The following is a 17078-nucleotide window of genomic DNA, read 5'->3' on the forward strand; positions in this document are numbered from 1 at the left end:
GTAAATTAGCCAGAATAGTAATCATGTCAAGGTCATTTGGTTATTAATAAATTGGAGGTTACCTATGAAGAAGAAAAAAGTAGTGGTTATATCATTACTACTATTGCTAGTAAGTGTCATTGGAATCAGTAGTTATTTTCTATTCAAGGATAAAATAAATCTGTTGGATGTAGACCCTTCTGCCGTTGAGTGGAACGGGAAAAAACAGAAGGATACAAGTGGAGAAGAAAATACAATCGCCATTCCAGGGTTTGAAAAAGTAACGTTGTATGCAAATGAAACAAAACAAGCAGTCAATTTCCATAATCCGGAAATTAATGATTGTTACTTCAAAATATCGCTTATTCATCCGGATGGTTCGGTTCTATGGATATCCGATTTAATCGAACCTGGAAAAGGTATGTATTCCATTGAATTAGAAAAAACGTTAGCGGTAGGCGAATATGAAAATGCAGTATTAAAATATGAATGTTTTTCTTTAAACGATCAGTCACCTTTAAACGGGTCTGAAATAAATTTAAAATTAGTTGTCGTATAGACATAGGAGGAAATTTTTTATGAATAAATTAGTATTAAGTACGTTAAGTGTAGCAGCAATGGGTATGGTAATTTTTAGCGGAGGGACAGCCTACGCTGCAGATAAAGAAGGAAATACAGTAGTAGAATATTCTGTTGAAGGGGATTATACCCTCGTTGTACCAGAAAAAGTAAATTTATCTAATGATAATGCCACAGAAATGTCTGTGAAAACAATCAATCGTAACTTAGAACCAGGAAAAGAAGTAGAGGTGACATTATCTAGTGGATTATCAGCCGATGGAGAGATTGAATTACAACGTGTTGGCGCTACTTCGGACGTAATAACCAGTAGTTTTAAAAGTAATAATAGTACAGTAACAATGGCTAATCCCGTTATCGGAAGCTTTTCAGGTTATGCGATGGAGGAAACAGAAGTAAGTAAAATTCAAATTGGAAACCCTCAAGGAGACAAAAAAGCTGGAGCATATCAAACAACGTTAACTTTTACAGCTGCTTTTAAATAAGAAATTACGAAAGGAGTTGTGCATTTCTTGAAAAGGAAATTAGTTTTGGCAATGGTACTAATCAGCTTTTGTGGGATGTTCTTCTTATCGCCTGACCGTGTTCAAGCTAGTCAAACAGTGGTTGAGGTGCTCATTTCAGAGGATGATTTGGAGGTAAATGAAGAAAACATACAGGAGATTCCTAAAAAAGAACTGGCAGCCTCTTCAGATAAGGATAACAAACAACATACATTACCTAAAGCAGGTGATACAGTAACTAACTATACCTTGCTGGGTTTAGTGCTCATCCTTATTTGGTGGATAATGCAAAGAAAAAGGAAGAAGAAGGAATAACCCCCTGTGACATCATCGTAATGTAGTAAGTAAAAAGGATATAAAAATTTCTGTGTTAGATAGGAAGTGACAGGTATGGCTCGAATCGAATATGCAGAAGAAATTCAAAAAAGTCTACTAGTTTTATACTCTAGGGGGTCTACCATAGACTCTATCTGCAAGGAGTATGGTACCCCTCGTTACGAATTTCACAAATGGATGAAGTTACATGATAGAGATAAACTCGAAACAAAAGAGGTGAAGACTTTTCTACAGATAAGAGAATTAAAACAGCAAAAAAACAAATTAGAAGAAGAGATTTTGTTTTTAAATGAAGCAATCAATCTGTTGGAAAGTCCTTGATAGGGATGAATTTAAGAATAAGCTGATAGGTAGTATGGAAGAGAGGATGATAATTTAATCTTCTCTTTTTGATACACCTAATTAATGTGAAAAAGGGTATAAAATAATTAGAGTGAGGGTGCATATAAATGGACAAAGTCTTTCTATCTTCTATTTTAATTAAAAAAAGAATGGTTCGTTAGTTTACGAAAACCTCCAATTTGAAAATCTACAAGGGACAGCTACTACACTAGAAAAAGTGTATGTGGAGTCCAAAGAAGAATTAGAGAAGATTATTTATCAACAATTAATTAATAATATAAACGTGAAACCTGACCCATGGAAATGGGAAGAAAGAATTGCACTAATTGTCGAGATAGAAGTAAAGGCGGTTTTAGAAAAATATGGATCCCCACCGATCTGAAAAATGGTATCTTTACCTACATGGCTTAGTTATCAAGCGGAAAAAGAATGGTTAAGTTTATCTGAAGTATTGCAAGAGGCATTAAAAGAACGATTAAACAGAAATGAGGGATGAGTAATGAGTTTAGCTGGAACGATAATATATTTTATTTTTGAATATACACCAAACTGTTTAGTTCTTCACTATGTACATGTATACAAGCCTGTTCGCGTTTATCTTATATCCACTTTTCATCTTCTTGCTTGGACCAGCTATTGTGCTTTTATCATCATATGCTCTATATCTCGTATTTAAAACAATGAGAGCAAGAAAACAGCTGGTTGATTCCAATGAAAAATTTTCTCAATAAAAAATTACGTTAGCATAGCAATTAGGCAGATTAGTCTTCTTGATAATGATTAGTTTATTTCAATAGATAATTAAAACAGCACTTACTCTAAAAAAGAGTAGGTGCTTTTATTTGTTAAAAATTTCTTTCATTTTATCGACTTCTGGTTTTATTGCTAATACTTCCGTTTTTTTCAATAAGATATTTTGGTTTTTATTTATGAAAGCAGGTAATTTATTCTGCTTTATGTATCTGTCTAAAGACTTTGTAGAAACATCTAATAATTCGCAAGCTTCGACTCTAGTAATGAGTTACGATTGGTAGTAAGCATCTATTTGTTGTTCTTTCTTTTCTATGGATTCGTCTGATTCCAATATCTTTTTAAGACTCATAGTATCACCTCTTTTCAAATTATATCATCTGGAAAGTTCCTTTTTTATATTATAAGGTAGATAATCTATTAAGCAACAATAGATTATCATTATTTAGCCTATAATGATAAAATAAGATTAGATAGAATCGGTGTATTTTGGAGTACACAACATTTTTAGTAAGAACATTACCTGCTAAAATTTATGAAAAGTAACCTTTGTTGAGCGAGGACATCAAGTGATAAAGGAGAGAAGCAGTATGGTGAAGTATACTAATCCAAAAATTGAGAAATTAGGGGTAAATGCAGTAAGCAACTACATAGTGGAATCAGATTATTTATCAGATTTTCTTGCACAACAGAGCACCGAGCCTGCAACAGATGGAACTATAAGGATTTATAATGGTCCTGGAGAGCGTAAACGTGATTTAATTGGAATTGTGCCTGTCCAAGTCAAAGGAACTACCACTAAAAATATTATAAAGCACAATAGACATGAAATCGATATAGTAGACCTAACCTATTATTATAAAGTAGGAGGAGTTGTCTATTTTGTGGTATACGTCACAAATAAAGTTCCTAAAATCTATTATCGTGATTTACTTCGAATAGATATTAAGGAAATCCTAAAAAAAAATGAAAAACTTCGTGGTAAGAAAGAAAAAGGAACAATAACCATCGATTTTCGAGAAGTACCAGTTAATGTAGAGGACTTTCGAACGGTGTTATTGAACTTCCATAAGGATCAGGATTATCAAACAAAAGATTATGTGGAATTAGGTTCCATAAATGAGATAAGTAGAGACTTGACTTTTACAATTATTGCGCCAAATAGTAATATTGTTGAAGCGCTAAAATATGTTTCACCAGTACTATATAAAAATGAAGGTGATTTAAAAATTCCCGTAAGAAGATTTAAAATTGGAGAACTAAGCGTTTTTACAAAAAGTGAGTTTTCTATAGGCATTAAGGGAGCAAATAGTTATATTGCTACTGTGATGGAAGGTGAAGAAGAAACAGAAATACAAATTGGTAGTTTGCAGCAATTAATAGTTAAATTTAAAGAAGGCAGATTTAAAGTAGATTTTGAAGCAAAAGGAAAAATCCAAGAGACTATCGAATTACTAGAAATATTACTAGGTATAGTCACTGGAATAAATTTATATATTGACAATAAACCAGTCACTGAATTTTTTATTGAAGAGGTAAACGAAGATTTTATTAGTCGTGTTAATCACGCTTTAGAATCTTTTAAGAAGACACAAGAAGCTTTAAACCATTGCAAAGTTCCGTCGAATTTTCATTATGAAGAATTAACAGAGAATGATATAGATGTAATCAATAGCATAATGGAGCTATACCAAACATCAATTGATAATACTTGGGGGAAATTTGAATTCAATAATCGGTTAGTGTATTTGTTGAAGCATAAAGGTACTATATACAATTTATTGGATTCAAATGTTGCCCTTGAAATAAATTTTTGGTCGAAACGTGAAGACGGAATTCAATATACAACGACGCCCCTAATATTGATAGATGATTTTTCTAAAATGAATGATACTGAAATTTGCAATATTAAAGGACCTATTGAAAAATTGATTCCAATTCATGAAAAAGCATGTTCTGATATTAATTTAATATGTGTAAGACTAATTGATGCATATGATCAAACGAATAATAATCAATTTCTGCTAGTAGCTTTTGAACTTCTAGAATTAATAATACCATTTACTACTAACAATGAAATACATCTTATTTATTTAAATAAATACCAGATAAAAAAACGTTGGGACAATTTAGCAATGGAAGACATAAATCATTTAGTATCCATCCAAAAAGAGTTTGAAGAAGATAAGAGAATACACTTAGCAACGTTAATTTTGTTGAGTGCTAAAAATGATGCAGCTCAACTTTTAAGTGAACTAAAGAACAATGAGGGTTTTAGTTTAGAAGATATGCCTATTCTAAATTTGTTGGAAAAGAACTAGCAAAGGAACTCTCTAAGAACTACCAAGAAAACGCGACAAAAGAAATGTACCAGGAAGCTTCAAAAAAAATCAAAGAAACGATGAAAGCGAATAATGAACTTGTTGAGAATACACGGATTTCTAGTCTTTTTAACAAGAAATTGCGATCAGACAATAAAAGTGGACACACGGGGGTTACTTTTAAAGACAATAAATGGGTTGCTAGAATAAGCGTATCAGGAGTAGAACATTATTTGGGGTCTTTTGTTACGAAAGAAGAAGCGATTGCTGCAAGAATTGACGGGGAAGAGCAGTATTTTAAACCACTACTTGATAAGTATAGGTAGAAGTGAAAATAAATAGAAAAGAGTGGATAGTTTGGTTAATAAAGGACTTATAAGAATAGCAGCTCTTTGTATAGCAATTTGTTTTAGTGTAAGCATTTTTTATATGGGAAATATTATAAGTAATGGAGAACACTTTGAAGTATTTACTTGGCAATTAGTACAAAAGGTTTTCTTAATTATAGGAGGTTTAGGTGCTTCATTTTCACTATTTTTAGCAGTCATTGTTTTTGAAAAAGGTTTACTTCAAGAAGAACTAGATATGCTTGAAGAAGTGCGTCATGAATTGATAGATAAAGTAAGTTTAAACAAAAGTAAAATGAATAATTTTGCTATTACGGCTGATGTTTTCGAATATATAAAGAATGACAGTGAAAAATTTATAGGTTTTATAGAGGATACTAGATTAGTTTATTATCAAAATGAATTTAAAAATTTTTTAATAAGGACGGAAAAAGTTATTTGTACGCTACCAGAGGATGCAAAAGTATATTTTTTACCTTTATTACTAAGAATAACCTATTTTGATAAAGAGAATTTAAACAAAGACAATTTTAAAAAACATGTATTGGAACTTAATATGGAGTATGATAAAGCTCGTAAAATTATGGAATATGATAAGAACGAATGGGAGGAGGAGAAAAAAACAATGCAGGAGAAGGTTAATGCTGTTCAAAAGCTGAGTGACGATATACAAAAGAAAACGATTTTCAAAAAAGGAGATAAATGAACATGTAATCATTAAGGTTGTTTATTTCACTAAAAATATGTTATTATGTAAGTGAAAAGAGAGCCATGCGTGAACATGACTCTCTAACAGCAGCACCGTTAAAAAGACGGTGGACAAGGTTTAAAAATTGATTGATAATCGTCTTTTCGCACCCGTCAAAGTGTAAAGACGATTATTTTTTTGGTTTATTAAAGTCTAGTATCAGCACAACCAATGTGGCAAAAGCCAACATTAAAGTCATTGCTTCAAATACAGACATGCTTTATTCCTTTCTAGGAGTAAAACCGTTGTAAACCATAGGCATCACCCCCTACTGAGGATTAGCCACCGTCTATTCACTTTGCTACTGCAAATACTATTATAGCATTGATTGAAATTTAAAAAAAGAAGTAACAAAATAGAAAAAGTATAGGGAAATCTTAAAAGGAGTGAACCAAATTGGAATATACAAGTAGTGGGGGATGCCCCTGCGGAAGTGGTAAAAAATATAAAAAATGTTGTAAAGATGAAGATGAAAGCATAAAAAACATATTGATAAAAGTGGAAATAGATTTATTTCTTGAAATGAAATATCAGGAGGAGCTTAAAGATGATTTAATCTTTCAAAAAGATGGCATTGAAATGAAGATAGCTGTAGATAGTGACAAAATATTTGCAACCAAAAGAGTTTCTGTTTCTGGTTTGGTAGAGAAAACACTTTTAAAAGAATATATTTCCTTTTCCGACTTGATGGATAATATCCCTGAAAAAACTGTGAAGGAAATCAATGATCTACCTAAAAGTCTTATAAAAGCTATTGAAGAGTTAGTTGCATGGCTAGATTTAGCTTTGTTAATTAATCAACCTGGAGACTTAATAAAAAATGTGAGAGATTTTATCTATGATGATGAAAATCAAAAATGGATTAAATTCCCTCAAGATATAAAGGGAAGCGCAACCATAAAAACCCCAAGGATGTTAAATAAATTGAGGAAAGAATTTATTCAAAAAGAATTGGATAATGGGGTTAAACCTTTTAAAGCGTTTATTTTTCTTAAGCATGCAAAGCACGAGGAAAATTTATCAGTCAAATGGATAAATGCCACAATTGCTGCTGAGTTGGCAATAAAAGAATTTTTTATAAGGTATAATCCTAAATTGAAGTATATAGTAACGGAAATGCCAGCACCACCGTTAGAAAAAATGTATAAAGGAATGTTAGAATCTGTAACTGATGGTTTTATAAGTTCTAAATATAAGGAACTACAAGAAGGGGCGAAAAAAAGGAATAGTTTAGTACATAATCCTCGTGAAACAGAACTAAATGAAAGGGAAGTAATAAAGTATATAAATGATGTTGAAACAGCTATTTTTGAACTGGTGAACTTATTGGATGAAGACAGTATGTTTTATAAAGATTATGAAGAATCGCAAATTGTAGAAAAGCAATTTATAGAAGTATTTAAAAATGGAGGATTAACACAAAAACTAGTTATGAGTGACACTAATCAGGAAGTAAATGTTCCAATAAAGTTTGATTAGTATTCCTTATAATTTAATTTTTAAAATGCAAAACACCAATCTAACTCAATGTCATTGAGTTAGATTGGTATAAATGTCGTAAATACTGGTATTCTAAGAGGGAAGACGATTTTCGTTTTCTCTGTTTTTCTGCATTCATTTGGAATATTACTTAATATATAAAATAACGATGTTAAGTAATAATTGATAAAGTTGTTGTTTTTTAGATTGAAGATGTACAACCAATCAAAAATTTGGAGCAACTTACTTTGGTAAAAGACATTTCATATCTTTATCCCAAGATGATATTGAAGAAAGAAAAGTCTTACAATTTTTCAAGCGGTATTAATACAATCTATCGAATTTCTGATTTGTTGAGTTTGAAGTAAAGGGATATATTTTAATGTTGCAAATAGAGTTATAAAAAATAATTATTTTTAATTAACTGTTTATATTGTATAAAATAGTGTATATAAACACATTTTGTGAATTTTTGAGCGTTTAAAAAGTTTGAATCATCCAGATTGTGACGATTACAAGAGCTTTTTAGACAAAAAAGGTCGTTCAAGACAAGAATCGGACATTTCATTACAATTTTAGGTATACATAAAAATATTATGTTATATTTATGTAGCCCTATTTCTAATTATATGATATATCTTGCTATTTTAGGTAAAATATACAATGAAAAAAGTTACTTTAAAACCGATGTACTTAGAATTATGTCTCAAGAAATATTTAAGTACGGAACAAAATTTGATGCCTATTTAAGAGAATGTGCCCAAAGTACAGATTACCAGCGCATTGCAGAAGAAAATTTAAGCAAATTGGTACAGGAAGATAATAATCAGAATGTATTAGCAAATGTTCTTAGTTTTAATTATACTCATATTCCTTCAAAAGTGACTAGCGAAGAGGGTGATGAGATTAGTATTAAAGTGAAAGATAATGTTCATGGTAAATTAGGGAATGAAATTATTTTTGGAATTGATCACGGTACTATAGATAATGATACCCCTTTGTATAATTTTACAAAAACTTATAGGAAATTATATGAGAATAAAGACTCCGAAGAATCTGTACTGAGCATAGATATAAAAGTGATAAAGATTTACGGTCACTCTCTAAGTAACGCAGATTATGCTTATTTTCAAAGTATTTTTGATTTTTTAAATATCTATGAAAATCCAATCAACATTATCGTATACTATACCAAATACAAGGAAAATGAAGCAGAAATCAGACAAGAACTTTCAAATGCTGTTCAAAAGCTCATTAGTAGATATGGTCAGTCTATGGATAACAAAGAAAAAGGCAAAAATTTATTGCATAAACTATTAAAGGAAGCATCGAAAAGAAGAAGATTTGCATCGACAATTGACGGCACCGAACACGAAGCCAGATATGCAACAAGTCTATGCAGTGAAATCAAGAAGCGTTCATACCCAATTGCTGAAAGCCATCGAACAAGAGAATATCCTAGAAAAATATTTGGCTTTTGAACAAAGTCATGGCCAGTTTTTTAATGCATTAGCCGAACTCATTCAAGCGACTGGACGCGCGGTGCAAGAGTTGCTACATCACGTGACTTTTAATGACAAAACAGGGACTTACGCTGTGCCGAAAAGTGCGGCAAACAGCTTGTTGCTTATGAAAAAAGCGCTGGATAACGCACGAACAGAAAATGATAAAGACCTATATCCAGATGACTGGGAAGATTACACGGTATTAGCCTATACATATGTGAATAATCAAGGTGAAACTGTCACGATGTGGTTACTTGAAAAAAATGGAAAACGGGTAGAGAACAAGGGATTACAAGACTTTTTAGAAAAACATGGTCAGGAATTACCAGCTATTTCTTATATAGAACTTTCCGGGGAAGAACTAGAACGGCGAGTAAATGATAGTTGGAAAGATGGAGTAAACTATTTAACTGGGCAAATAGTTTCTGGATTTTCCGGTGGTGTATTAAGATCCTCAGCCTATGTTGCGAGTGTGAAAAAGACATTGGATTCTGCTGGACTTATTGATATTGGTCTAGGATTGGGAACAGCAGCAATGCGATATACACCGCTACTAGCTGAGCAAATTGAAAAATTGAGATTAGCCAAAGTAGGGCGTTGGATGTCAGTAGATGAGTTTGAAAAAATGCTTGAAACTGGTAAGGTATAAATGTCGAGAAATGGAAACAGGACTTATGTGGCTTATCCGGCAGATAAAGATGCCTTTCCATCCGCAGCAGATGATGCACTATACGCTGAATTTAAGGTGAATGAAAAAACGATTTATCCAGCTGGTAAAGAAGGCTGGGCACAAATACCAGGGCCTGGCTCATTAATTGACAGGTTTAATTGAAAAAAAGGATTGCCTGGAATAACTGAAATGCCAGATGCTCTTGATATTAACAACTTAGGAGGGAAATAATTATGCAAAACGATATGTATAATAGCATTCGATTGAGTGTAATCCAATTGATAGATTCAAAAAAAGAAAATCTAAAGGAGAATAATATAAAATTAACAATTATAAAGAATGAAAAAGACTGTTATGTTGTAGAACTGGATAATGATACATGTATGGCAGAAATTGTAGTTGAAGAACCTACTTATGCCCCATATCGCTATGTTTCATTTGAAGCAGTTTCTTTGATTGATGGTAAAGTTAAAATTATCTATTCTTGGTATGATGATGAAACAAGTCAATGGAACGATATTGAGAAAGAATTAAATAAAGGAATTCATTTTTTAAATAATTTTAAAGCGATGGAGTAATAAAACAACCTTATTGCTATAAGGAGATATAATCACAAACAGTAAAAATTAACCTATAACTCTAAAAATGATAAAAAAGATACATTATAAATAAGAGTGTAGGTTTGTATAAAATGTGCAAACGTACACAATGAATTTAATAAGAAATACAAAAAGTAAACTCGTATATCCAAATAAAAGTGTTTAATCTGTGTAAATTAACTTTAGACTATCAAGTAAGCAGTATCGCACAACAGGATTAGTTCCAACAAACTATGGTAAGAAACTATATGCTTTTAAATATCAAGATGTACATGCAATAGGTACGCTTAAAGGCAAAAAAATAGATAAACAACTGAAAAATGTAGGAAATTGGTTCTTTAATTCCAAACCGTATTAAGGAGTAATAGTATAATGAAAAGAATAATTTTAACAAGTACATTAATCGTCTGGACAATAGTATGTATTTACATGAGTATTTCTATGGTTAGTAGTAATACTGGCATTGTCTTTCCAATTTGGCTTCACATCATTCTTTTAATCTGCTTCTTAGCAACAGGTATAGTAAATGTGAAGAAAAAAGAATATCTTTGGAGCGCTATGTTATTTGAAGGTGTGTTAGTAGTTCTATTAAGTTTAATTATTGTATTAGTCTAACGGATGTAAATATATGAATAGCTGGATGATCCAAACTAAATAGGAGTATTGTATCTAGGTACATGAACTCAAACCTCTCAAGTAAGCATTGACACTAATGCTTACTTTTTTATAGCCTCATGTTTTCCCTAGCAATTCCAACCCCACCTGAGATACAATAAACCCAAACAAACGAATCGAGGCGAACAGCATGGCGGAATCACTCATTACTAAAAAAGCGATTGCTGGTGGGCTGATGGAGCTTTGTCAGCATAAGCGGTTTGAAAAGATTAGTATTGCGGATATTACGAATATTTGTGGGCTCAATCGGCAAACTTTTTACTATCATTTTACAGATAAATACGATTTGCTTACTTGGGCGTATGAAAATGACTTTTTCCATTGTTTGGCGGATGGGATTACGCTTGAAAATTGGGATAAACATGTGCTGAAAATGCTGGAATCGATTAAAGAAAATGCTGATTTCTATAAAAATACAGTTTCGGCGGATGCGAGTATTCTTTCATTTTGCTTTTCAAAATTAACGAATTCGCTGTTTATGGATTTGTTTGAGAAAATTGATACGAATGCGACCGTGAATGAAGCGGACCGGGTTTTCTATGCGGAATTCTTTTCTTATGGATGCTCGGGTGTGCTAATCAAATGGATTACGCGCGGTTTCAAAGAAGCGCCAGAAACAATCGCGAATCAGCTATTTCGACTTGCAAAGGATACAGAGTTTTTGGCAAACAGCATGTACCGCGAAAACTAGACAATATCGCCAATTTGTCTAAAAAACAGACATAAAGGTTCTTTTGCCCAGATTAAATGCGTGCGAGTAGAGGTATACTATCTGTATCAAGAAATTGGAGGAGATAGTGATGAAAAATAAAAAACGTACGCTAGTCGCTCTAACTGGGGCTGCAATTGGAACAGGTATTGCCGCAAAGAAAATTTCTGAACAAAAAGCTGTTGAAAAAGAACGGGCAGTAGATGAAGCTATTAAAGCGCGCTATTATGGCGATAAACAAGTGTATTTCGTTGGTGGCGGGATTGCTAGTTTGGCGGGGGCCGTTTACTTAATTCGCGATGCTAATTTTGATGGGAAAAATATTCATATTATTGAAGGCATGCACATTTTAGGCGGAAGTAACGACGGAGCGGGAAGCGTGGAAAATGGTTTTGTGTGCCGCGGTGGTCGGATGTTAAATGAAGAAACTTATGAAAATTTCTGGGATTTATTTAGCAGTATTCCGTCGCTTGATATGCCAAACTTTAGTGTGACAGAAGAAATTTTGAACTTTGACCACTTACATCCAACCCATGCGCAAGCGAGATTAGTTGATAAAGATCGCAATATTCTCGATGCGCATTCGATGGGATTTAATAATAATGACCGGATGTTGATGACAAAACTGCTCGCTACTCCGGAAGAAAAACTTGATAATTTAACAATCCGTGATTGGTTTGATGAACACTTTTTCGAAACGAATTTTTGGTATATGTGGCAAACCACTTTTGCTTTCCAAAAATGGAGCAGCTTGTTTGAATTTAGACGTTATATGAATCGGATGATGTTAGAGTTTAGCAGGATTGATACGCTAGAAGGGGTAACGAGAACGCCGTTAAACCAATATGAAAGCTTAATTTTACCTTTAAAAACATTTTTAGATAAACACCATGTTGATTTTACGATTAATCAAACGGTGGAAGATATCGATTTCAAAGATGCGCCTGGAATTACAGCAACAGCACTTCATTTATCGGATGGATCAACTATCGAACTTGGCCCGGACGATGACGTGATTATGACGAATGCTTGTATGACGGATAGTGCGACACTCGGCGATATGAACACGCCAGCACCAAAACCAGAAGAAAAACCAATTTCCGGGGAGCTTTGGTATAAAGTCGCGCAAAAGAAACCAAATCTAGGTAATCCAGAGCCATTCTTCGGTCATGAAGAAGAAACAAACTGGCAAAGCTTTACCGTCACTTGTCATGGGGATGAATTATTAAAACGCATCGAACGTTTCACTGGAAATATTCCGGGAAGTGGCGCGCTTATGACTTTCAAAGATTCCAATTGGCTAATGAGTACCGTTGTTGCCGCACAGCCCCATTTTAAAGCGCAAGATGCGAATACTACGATTTTCTGGGGTTACGGATTATATCCAGACCGCGTTGGTGATTTCGTGAAAAAACCAATGAAAGAATGTACTGGGGAAGAAATTTTATATGAATTAATGTGTCATTTGAACTGGCAAGACGATTTTGAAGAAATTAAAGCGGATATTATCAATGTAATTCCGTGTTACATGCCATATATTGATGCGCAATTCGAACCGCGGGCAATGAGTGATCGTCCGGCTGTTGTTCCAGAAGGCAGTACAAACTTTGCGATGATTAGCCAATTTGTGGAAATTCCGAAAGATATGGTTTTCACCGAAGAATATTCCGTTCGTGCTGCTAGAATCGCCGTGTACACATTGCTTGATATTGATAAAAAAATCTGCCCAGTAACACCGCATAATCGTGATCCAAAAGTGCTAGCGAAAGCAACGCAAACCATGTTTAGATAAAGTGGAAAAGTAGCTATTTGTGACAGAATAGCTACTTTTTTTGTGCGAGACAGGACAAACGACTGATATTTGCGAAATAGCATTGCTTGTGAACCATAAAACAGCTATAATCTTTATAGACGAAAACAAGACCTGAAAAGAGGCTGAACAATGGAAAAAAGCTCCATTTATGGATTAACATGGACAAATTTAACAGAATGGCTAGAGGCACACGGTCAAAAGAAATTCCGCACGACACAAGTGTGGGACTGGCTTTATAGAAAACGTGTCAAAACTTTTGAAGAAATGAGTAACGTTCCAAAAGAAACAATTGAACTATTGACTGCCAATTTTGTGATGAACACTTTAGAAGAACAAGTGGTGCAGGAATCTGCAGACGGCACGACGAAATACTTATTCAAGCTGAGTGACGGGAACTTAATTGAAACCGTGATGATGAAGCAAGAATATGGCTTGTCGGTTTGTGTAACAACCCAAGTTGGCTGTAATATCGGCTGTACTTTTTGTGCGAGTGGGCTTTTGAAAAAAAGTCGCGACTTAACTGCTGGCGAGATTGTGGAACAAATTATGAATGTGCAGCATTATCTGGATGGACGTAATTTGGAAGAACGCGTGAGCCACGTTGTTGTAATGGGAATCGGGGAACCGTTTGATAATTACGATAATGTGATGGACTTCTTGCGTGTGATTAACCACGACAAAGGCTTGGCGATCGGCGCGCGTCATATCACTGTTTCAACAAGTGGACTAGCACCGCGCATTATTGATTTTGCCAATGAAGATTTCCAAGTAAACTTAGCGATTTCCTTACATGCGCCAAACAATGAACTGCGTACCAGCATTATGCGTATTAACAAAACTTATTCGATTGAGAAATTGATGGAAGCGATCCATTATTACGTTAACAAAACTAACCGCCGAATCACGTTTGAATACATTATGCTAAAAGGTGTAAACGACCACAAAAAAGAAGCGCTCGAACTTGCGGCACTTCTCGGCGAACATCGTCATTTAGCTTATGTTAACTTGATTCCTTACAACCCGGTGGATGAGCATATCGATTATGAACGTAGCACAAAAGAAGACGTACTCGCTTTCTATGATACGCTTAAGAAAAATGGTATTAATTGTGTTATTCGCCGCGAACACGGGACGGATATTGATGCCGCGTGTGGGCAACTTCGTAGTAAACAAATCAAACGAGTTGGCGTGCGCGAACGGATGAAACAAAAACAAGCAGCAGCGGAAGAATAATAATTCAAACTATCTGGTTTCCATTTGGAGATTGGATAGTTTTTGTTTATACTTAAGGTACCGAAAGCAATTGAAGGAGGACAAAAATCATGGAAGTAGAAATTGTCGAACGAAATGCTTTTACAGCAGTCGGAAAAAAACGAACTTTTTCGGTTGAAAACGATGCGCAAAAAGAAAAAATCAGTCAATTTTGGCAAGAAGCAAACACAAATGGCGATGCGGAACGAATCAACGAATTAGCTGAATTTGCAACAATTGATGGTATTTTAGGCGTTTGTAAAATGAACGGCGACAAAATGGACTATTATATCGCGATTGAATCCGAACTCACTCCGCCAGAAGACATGGAACAACTAACCATCCCAGCAAGTAAATGGGCCATCTTCAAATCAGTCGGTCCACTACCCAACGCAATCCAAAAAGTGTGGGAATACATTTACGGCGAATGGATCCAAACAAGCAACTACACCCACGGAAACGCTCCAGAACTAGAAGTCTATACAGAAGGCGACACAACTGCCACTGATTATTATTCGGAAGTTTGGATTCCGGTGGTTGAAAAAGACTAATAAAAATTCATCATGAAAAGCAGAGGTTATTTAATGACAACCATTCCTATCTCAATCCCATTGACACTAATAGTTATATGTATTTTTGAGTTAGTATATTTTGGTATTAAAAAAATTATTGTTAAATCGCTATTTAATAAAAATGAGACTTTAATCAATGTTGTTTTTGTAGCTTATTTAGCTGTATTGGTAGAAGTTGTGCTGCTACCATTTAACATAGTAAGTTCAAATACAATCAGAGAAACTTTTCCTTTTGAAGCATATTTGCAAGTCATTCCTTTCAAGTCAATAAGCTTCTATATTAGCCATATGACAAATTATCATATTATGATTCAATTCTTTGGCAACGTATTATTATTAGCACCATTAGCCATTTATATGAACATAAACAGAAGTATATCCGTATTAAAAAATTTAATTTTAGCTCTATGTCTTTCATTCTTCATTGAATTATCGCAAGGCTTACTAAACTTGATTTTTCAATACCCAAACAATGTTTCGGATATAGATGATCTAATTTTAAACGTAATCGGATATATGTGTGCTTTACTTTTAGTTCCTTGGTTCAAAACGATATTCAAACTAAAGAACAAATTTCATTGATTGTGAAATTTGTTCTTTTTAAATCCCACTCCAATCCCATTCCCTAAAATTGACATTGAGAATCATTATCAATATAATGGAAGGAACTAGCCTATTATACATACAATACAATTATCCAAGGGGGATTTAAGAATGATTATTGTAACTAATACGATTAAGGTAGAAAAAGGCGCAGCAGAGCACGTTATCCGTCAGTTCACAGGCGCAAATGGCGACGGACACCCAACAAAAGATATCGCAGAAGTAGAAGGTTTCCTAGGCTTCGAACTATGGCACAGCAAACCAGAAGACAAAGACTATGAAGAAGTAGTCGTAACAAGCAAATGGGAAAGCGAAGAAGCTCAACGCAATTGGGTGAAAAGCGATTCCTTCAAAAAAGCACACGGCAGAACAAAAGACACTAGAGAACAAAGAGAAGACCGCAAAGGCATCGTAGGAAATGCAATCGCTCGTTTTGAAGTGGTTCATGTGCAAAACCCTGTAATCGTTGAAAAATAAGAAGTGAATGAACAAGCCGTTTCGAGGTAGATGGCTTGTTTTTTTGTGGCCGCTCGAATTTTCAGATAATTATTGAATTTTTATATCTTATGCGGTATATTAAGAATAAAAAAGCAGGGATGGATTTAAGTGGATTCAAACAACGAGAAATTGAAACAACAACTACAAACCCTCCAAAAACAACAAAAAGATGAGGAATTATCTTTAGATATGCTCAAACATGAACAAAATGAGCGAATTTGGCTAGAAGAAGATTTTGAGCGGATTTGTCACGAAGAACGCGAGTCTTTGGAGTTGATGAGAGAAGTCTGGCAAGGTGATCAAGCTCGCGATTTCGGCTACTATTTAGAAGACCTCCAAGCAGACGAGAAAAATAAATGGCGCCAAACCTTTCAAGCTGAGGAGGAAAAACGCCAAGAAAAAATAAATACATACCAAAAAAACATCTACCAATTGGAAAGTAAACAACAAGATGTACAAAAGGAGTTGTTCCAGTGAGCCGAATCGACATCGGAGAAATACGAGATTTTGCATTCCAACTACGCGCAGCTAACCAAACAGGAAGAAAAATCATCCAAGGCGTCAAAACCACCGTGACAAACTACATAGAAGATGGTAGTTTAAAAGGGAAGGCCGTGGAAGCGTCCAAAAATTATTATCAAATGACGTACATTCCACTCTGCGACACGATAACCGAGGCAATGAATGAGAGTGAGGAAAGGTTGAAGCGGTACATCCAAGATTTTCACGACCAAGTAGACCCTTCTCCTAATGCTAAAATTGATGCAGATGGTTTATACGAACTCGGCCAAATGATTGA

General features: G+C 34.2%; 23 protein-coding genes and 1 pseudogene. 22 read left to right on the forward strand and 2 right to left on the reverse strand.

Going from position 1 to position 17078, the window contains the following annotated elements; all coding sequences use genetic code 11:
- Positions 1 to 64: 64 nt before the first annotated feature.
- The 5 genes from HCJ55_RS11270 to HCJ55_RS11290 all read left to right on the forward strand — a co-directional run bounded on the left by HCJ55_RS11270 (position 65) and on the right by HCJ55_RS11290 (position 2121).
- Positions 65 to 538 (forward strand): hypothetical protein, encoded by a 474-nt coding sequence (locus tag HCJ55_RS11270; protein WP_031645302.1) that lies wholly within the window; start codon positions 65 to 67, stop codon positions 536 to 538.
- A gap of 19 nt (positions 539 to 557) precedes the next feature.
- On the forward strand, positions 558 to 1043 hold the full coding sequence (locus HCJ55_RS11275; protein WP_149044224.1) for a hypothetical protein: 486 nt from the start codon (positions 558 to 560) through the stop codon (positions 1041 to 1043).
- A 27-nt stretch (positions 1044 to 1070) separates the two neighbouring features.
- Positions 1071 to 1376: an LPXTG cell wall anchor domain-containing protein gene (locus HCJ55_RS11280; RefSeq protein WP_185518243.1), complete on the forward strand. Its 306-nt coding sequence runs from the start codon at positions 1071 to 1073 to the stop codon at positions 1374 to 1376.
- Between the two features lie 75 nt (positions 1377 to 1451).
- Entirely contained in the window at positions 1452 to 1718 is a 267-nt protein-coding gene (locus HCJ55_RS11285; RefSeq protein WP_185518245.1) for a helix-turn-helix domain-containing protein, read from the forward strand.
- A gap of 238 nt (positions 1719 to 1956) precedes the next feature.
- Entirely contained in the window at positions 1957 to 2121 is a 165-nt protein-coding gene (locus tag HCJ55_RS11290; protein ID WP_185518247.1) for a hypothetical protein, read from the forward strand.
- Positions 2122 to 2577: 456 nt separating this feature from the next.
- Here the strand turns inward: HCJ55_RS11290 and HCJ55_RS13960 are convergent.
- Positions 2578 to 2841: pseudogene (locus HCJ55_RS13960) on the reverse strand (helix-turn-helix domain-containing protein).
- Between the two features lie 238 nt (positions 2842 to 3079).
- On the opposite strand from HCJ55_RS13960, the gene HCJ55_RS11300 reads away from it, so the two are divergent.
- Genes HCJ55_RS11300 through HCJ55_RS11310 form a run of 3 tightly spaced genes read left to right on the forward strand, consistent with a single transcriptional unit; the run spans position 3080 to position 5863 of the window.
- Positions 3080 to 4810 (forward strand): DUF4365 domain-containing protein, encoded by a 1731-nt coding sequence (locus tag HCJ55_RS11300; RefSeq protein WP_185518249.1) that lies wholly within the window; start codon positions 3080 to 3082, stop codon positions 4808 to 4810.
- 44 nt (positions 4811 to 4854) lie between these two features.
- The gene (locus tag HCJ55_RS11305) at positions 4855 to 5136 is read left to right on the forward strand and encodes an AP2/ERF family transcription factor (protein WP_185518251.1); all 282 of its coding nucleotides are present in this window, start codon (positions 4855 to 4857) and stop codon (positions 5134 to 5136) included.
- 31 nt (positions 5137 to 5167) lie between these two features.
- On the forward strand, positions 5168 to 5863 hold the full coding sequence (locus tag HCJ55_RS11310; RefSeq protein WP_185518253.1) for a hypothetical protein: 696 nt from the start codon (positions 5168 to 5170) through the stop codon (positions 5861 to 5863).
- Positions 5864 to 6035: 172 nt separating this feature from the next.
- On the opposite strand, the gene HCJ55_RS14030 is transcribed toward HCJ55_RS11310, so the two are convergent.
- Complete coding sequence (locus HCJ55_RS14030; RefSeq protein WP_220089436.1) at positions 6036 to 6122, reverse strand: putative holin-like toxin; 87 nt, start codon at positions 6120 to 6122, stop codon at positions 6036 to 6038.
- Positions 6123 to 6301: 179 nt separating this feature from the next.
- Here HCJ55_RS14030 and HCJ55_RS11315 point away from each other — a divergent pair, with 179 nt between their 5' ends.
- The 14 genes from HCJ55_RS11315 to HCJ55_RS11380 all read left to right on the forward strand — a co-directional run.
- On the forward strand, positions 6302 to 7384 hold the full coding sequence (locus HCJ55_RS11315) for an SEC-C domain-containing protein (protein WP_185518255.1): 1083 nt from the start codon (positions 6302 to 6304) through the stop codon (positions 7382 to 7384).
- Between the two features lie 629 nt (positions 7385 to 8013).
- The gene (locus HCJ55_RS11320) at positions 8014 to 8865 is read left to right on the forward strand and encodes an AbiH family protein (RefSeq protein ID WP_185518284.1); all 852 of its coding nucleotides are present in this window, start codon (positions 8014 to 8016) and stop codon (positions 8863 to 8865) included.
- Positions 8768 to 9538, forward strand: a complete 771-nt coding sequence (locus tag HCJ55_RS11325) for a T7SS effector LXG polymorphic toxin (RefSeq protein WP_260451391.1) — start codon at positions 8768 to 8770, stop codon at positions 9536 to 9538. Before HCJ55_RS11320 ends, HCJ55_RS11325 begins: the two co-directional genes overlap by 98 nt.
- A complete protein-coding gene (locus tag HCJ55_RS11330; RefSeq protein ID WP_185518259.1) occupies positions 9539 to 9721 on the forward strand; it encodes a TreTu family toxin in 183 nt (60 codons plus the stop codon).
- Positions 9722 to 9792: 71 nt separating this feature from the next.
- On the forward strand, positions 9793 to 10137 hold the full coding sequence (locus HCJ55_RS11335; protein ID WP_185518262.1) for a hypothetical protein: 345 nt from the start codon (positions 9793 to 9795) through the stop codon (positions 10135 to 10137).
- Between the two features lie 393 nt (positions 10138 to 10530).
- Positions 10531 to 10773: a hypothetical protein gene (locus tag HCJ55_RS11340; RefSeq protein ID WP_185518264.1), complete on the forward strand. Its 243-nt coding sequence runs from the start codon at positions 10531 to 10533 to the stop codon at positions 10771 to 10773.
- A gap of 190 nt (positions 10774 to 10963) precedes the next feature.
- The gene (locus HCJ55_RS11345; RefSeq protein WP_185518266.1) at positions 10964 to 11524 is read left to right on the forward strand and encodes a TetR/AcrR family transcriptional regulator; all 561 of its coding nucleotides are present in this window, start codon (positions 10964 to 10966) and stop codon (positions 11522 to 11524) included.
- A gap of 109 nt (positions 11525 to 11633) precedes the next feature.
- Positions 11634 to 13334: an oleate hydratase gene (locus tag HCJ55_RS11350; RefSeq protein ID WP_185506679.1), complete on the forward strand. Its 1701-nt coding sequence runs from the start codon at positions 11634 to 11636 to the stop codon at positions 13332 to 13334.
- 150 nt (positions 13335 to 13484) lie between these two features.
- Positions 13485 to 14588, forward strand: coding sequence for a dual-specificity RNA methyltransferase RlmN (gene rlmN, locus HCJ55_RS11355; protein ID WP_185518268.1), 1104 nt, complete (start codon positions 13485 to 13487; stop codon positions 14586 to 14588).
- An 89-nt stretch (positions 14589 to 14677) separates the two neighbouring features.
- On the forward strand, positions 14678 to 15157 hold the full coding sequence (locus HCJ55_RS11360; protein ID WP_185518270.1) for a GyrI-like domain-containing protein: 480 nt from the start codon (positions 14678 to 14680) through the stop codon (positions 15155 to 15157).
- Positions 15158 to 15190: 33 nt separating this feature from the next.
- Entirely contained in the window at positions 15191 to 15760 is a 570-nt protein-coding gene (locus HCJ55_RS11365; protein WP_185518272.1) for a VanZ family protein, read from the forward strand.
- 132 nt (positions 15761 to 15892) lie between these two features.
- Positions 15893 to 16258: a heme oxygenase IsdG gene (isdG, locus tag HCJ55_RS11370; RefSeq protein WP_003721271.1), complete on the forward strand. Its 366-nt coding sequence runs from the start codon at positions 15893 to 15895 to the stop codon at positions 16256 to 16258.
- Between the two features lie 129 nt (positions 16259 to 16387).
- Entirely contained in the window at positions 16388 to 16756 is a 369-nt protein-coding gene (locus HCJ55_RS11375) for a DNA double-strand break repair Rad50 ATPase (protein ID WP_149057076.1), read from the forward strand.
- The coding region (locus HCJ55_RS11380; protein ID WP_311773396.1) for a T7SS effector LXG polymorphic toxin at positions 16753 to 17078 on the forward strand (326 nt) is incomplete at its 3' end. The genes HCJ55_RS11375 and HCJ55_RS11380, both read left to right, overlap by 4 nt.

Origin of the sequence: Listeria marthii (assembly GCF_014227425.1) — a bacterium.
GTDB lineage: Bacteria > Bacillota > Bacilli > Lactobacillales > Listeriaceae > Listeria > Listeria marthii.

Bases quoted from the DNA above. Each gene is read 5' to 3' on its own strand.
- HCJ55_RS11270 (WP_031645302.1), top strand. From the start codon at position 65: ATGAAGAAGAAAAAAGTAGTGGTTATATCATTACTACTATTGCTAGTA.
- HCJ55_RS11275 (WP_149044224.1), top strand. From the start codon at position 558: ATGAATAAATTAGTATTAAGTACGTTAAGTGTAGCAGCAATGGGTATG.
- HCJ55_RS11285 (WP_185518245.1), top strand. From the start codon at position 1,452: ATGGCTCGAATCGAATATGCAGAAGAAATTCAAAAAAGTCTACTAGTT.
- HCJ55_RS11300 (WP_185518249.1), top strand. From the start codon at position 3,080: ATGGTGAAGTATACTAATCCAAAAATTGAGAAATTAGGGGTAAATGCA.
- HCJ55_RS11305 (WP_185518251.1), top strand. From the start codon at position 4,855: ATGTACCAGGAAGCTTCAAAAAAAATCAAAGAAACGATGAAAGCGAAT.
- HCJ55_RS14030 (WP_220089436.1), bottom strand. From the start codon at position 6,122: ATGTCTGTATTTGAAGCAATGACTTTAATGTTGGCTTTTGCCACATTG.
- HCJ55_RS11320 (WP_185518284.1), top strand. From the start codon at position 8,014: ATGATATATCTTGCTATTTTAGGTAAAATATACAATGAAAAAAGTTAC.
- HCJ55_RS11325 (WP_260451391.1), top strand. From the start codon at position 8,768: ATGCAACAAGTCTATGCAGTGAAATCAAGAAGCGTTCATACCCAATTG.
- HCJ55_RS11330 (WP_185518259.1), top strand. From the start codon at position 9,539: ATGTCGAGAAATGGAAACAGGACTTATGTGGCTTATCCGGCAGATAAA.
- HCJ55_RS11335 (WP_185518262.1), top strand. From the start codon at position 9,793: ATGCAAAACGATATGTATAATAGCATTCGATTGAGTGTAATCCAATTG.
- HCJ55_RS11340 (WP_185518264.1), top strand. From the start codon at position 10,531: ATGAAAAGAATAATTTTAACAAGTACATTAATCGTCTGGACAATAGTA.
- HCJ55_RS11345 (WP_185518266.1), top strand. From the start codon at position 10,964: ATGGCGGAATCACTCATTACTAAAAAAGCGATTGCTGGTGGGCTGATG.
- HCJ55_RS11350 (WP_185506679.1), top strand. From the start codon at position 11,634: ATGAAAAATAAAAAACGTACGCTAGTCGCTCTAACTGGGGCTGCAATT.
- rlmN (WP_185518268.1), top strand. From the start codon at position 13,485: ATGGAAAAAAGCTCCATTTATGGATTAACATGGACAAATTTAACAGAA.
- HCJ55_RS11360 (WP_185518270.1), top strand. From the start codon at position 14,678: ATGGAAGTAGAAATTGTCGAACGAAATGCTTTTACAGCAGTCGGAAAA.
- HCJ55_RS11365 (WP_185518272.1), top strand. From the start codon at position 15,191: ATGACAACCATTCCTATCTCAATCCCATTGACACTAATAGTTATATGT.
- isdG (WP_003721271.1), top strand. From the start codon at position 15,893: ATGATTATTGTAACTAATACGATTAAGGTAGAAAAAGGCGCAGCAGAG.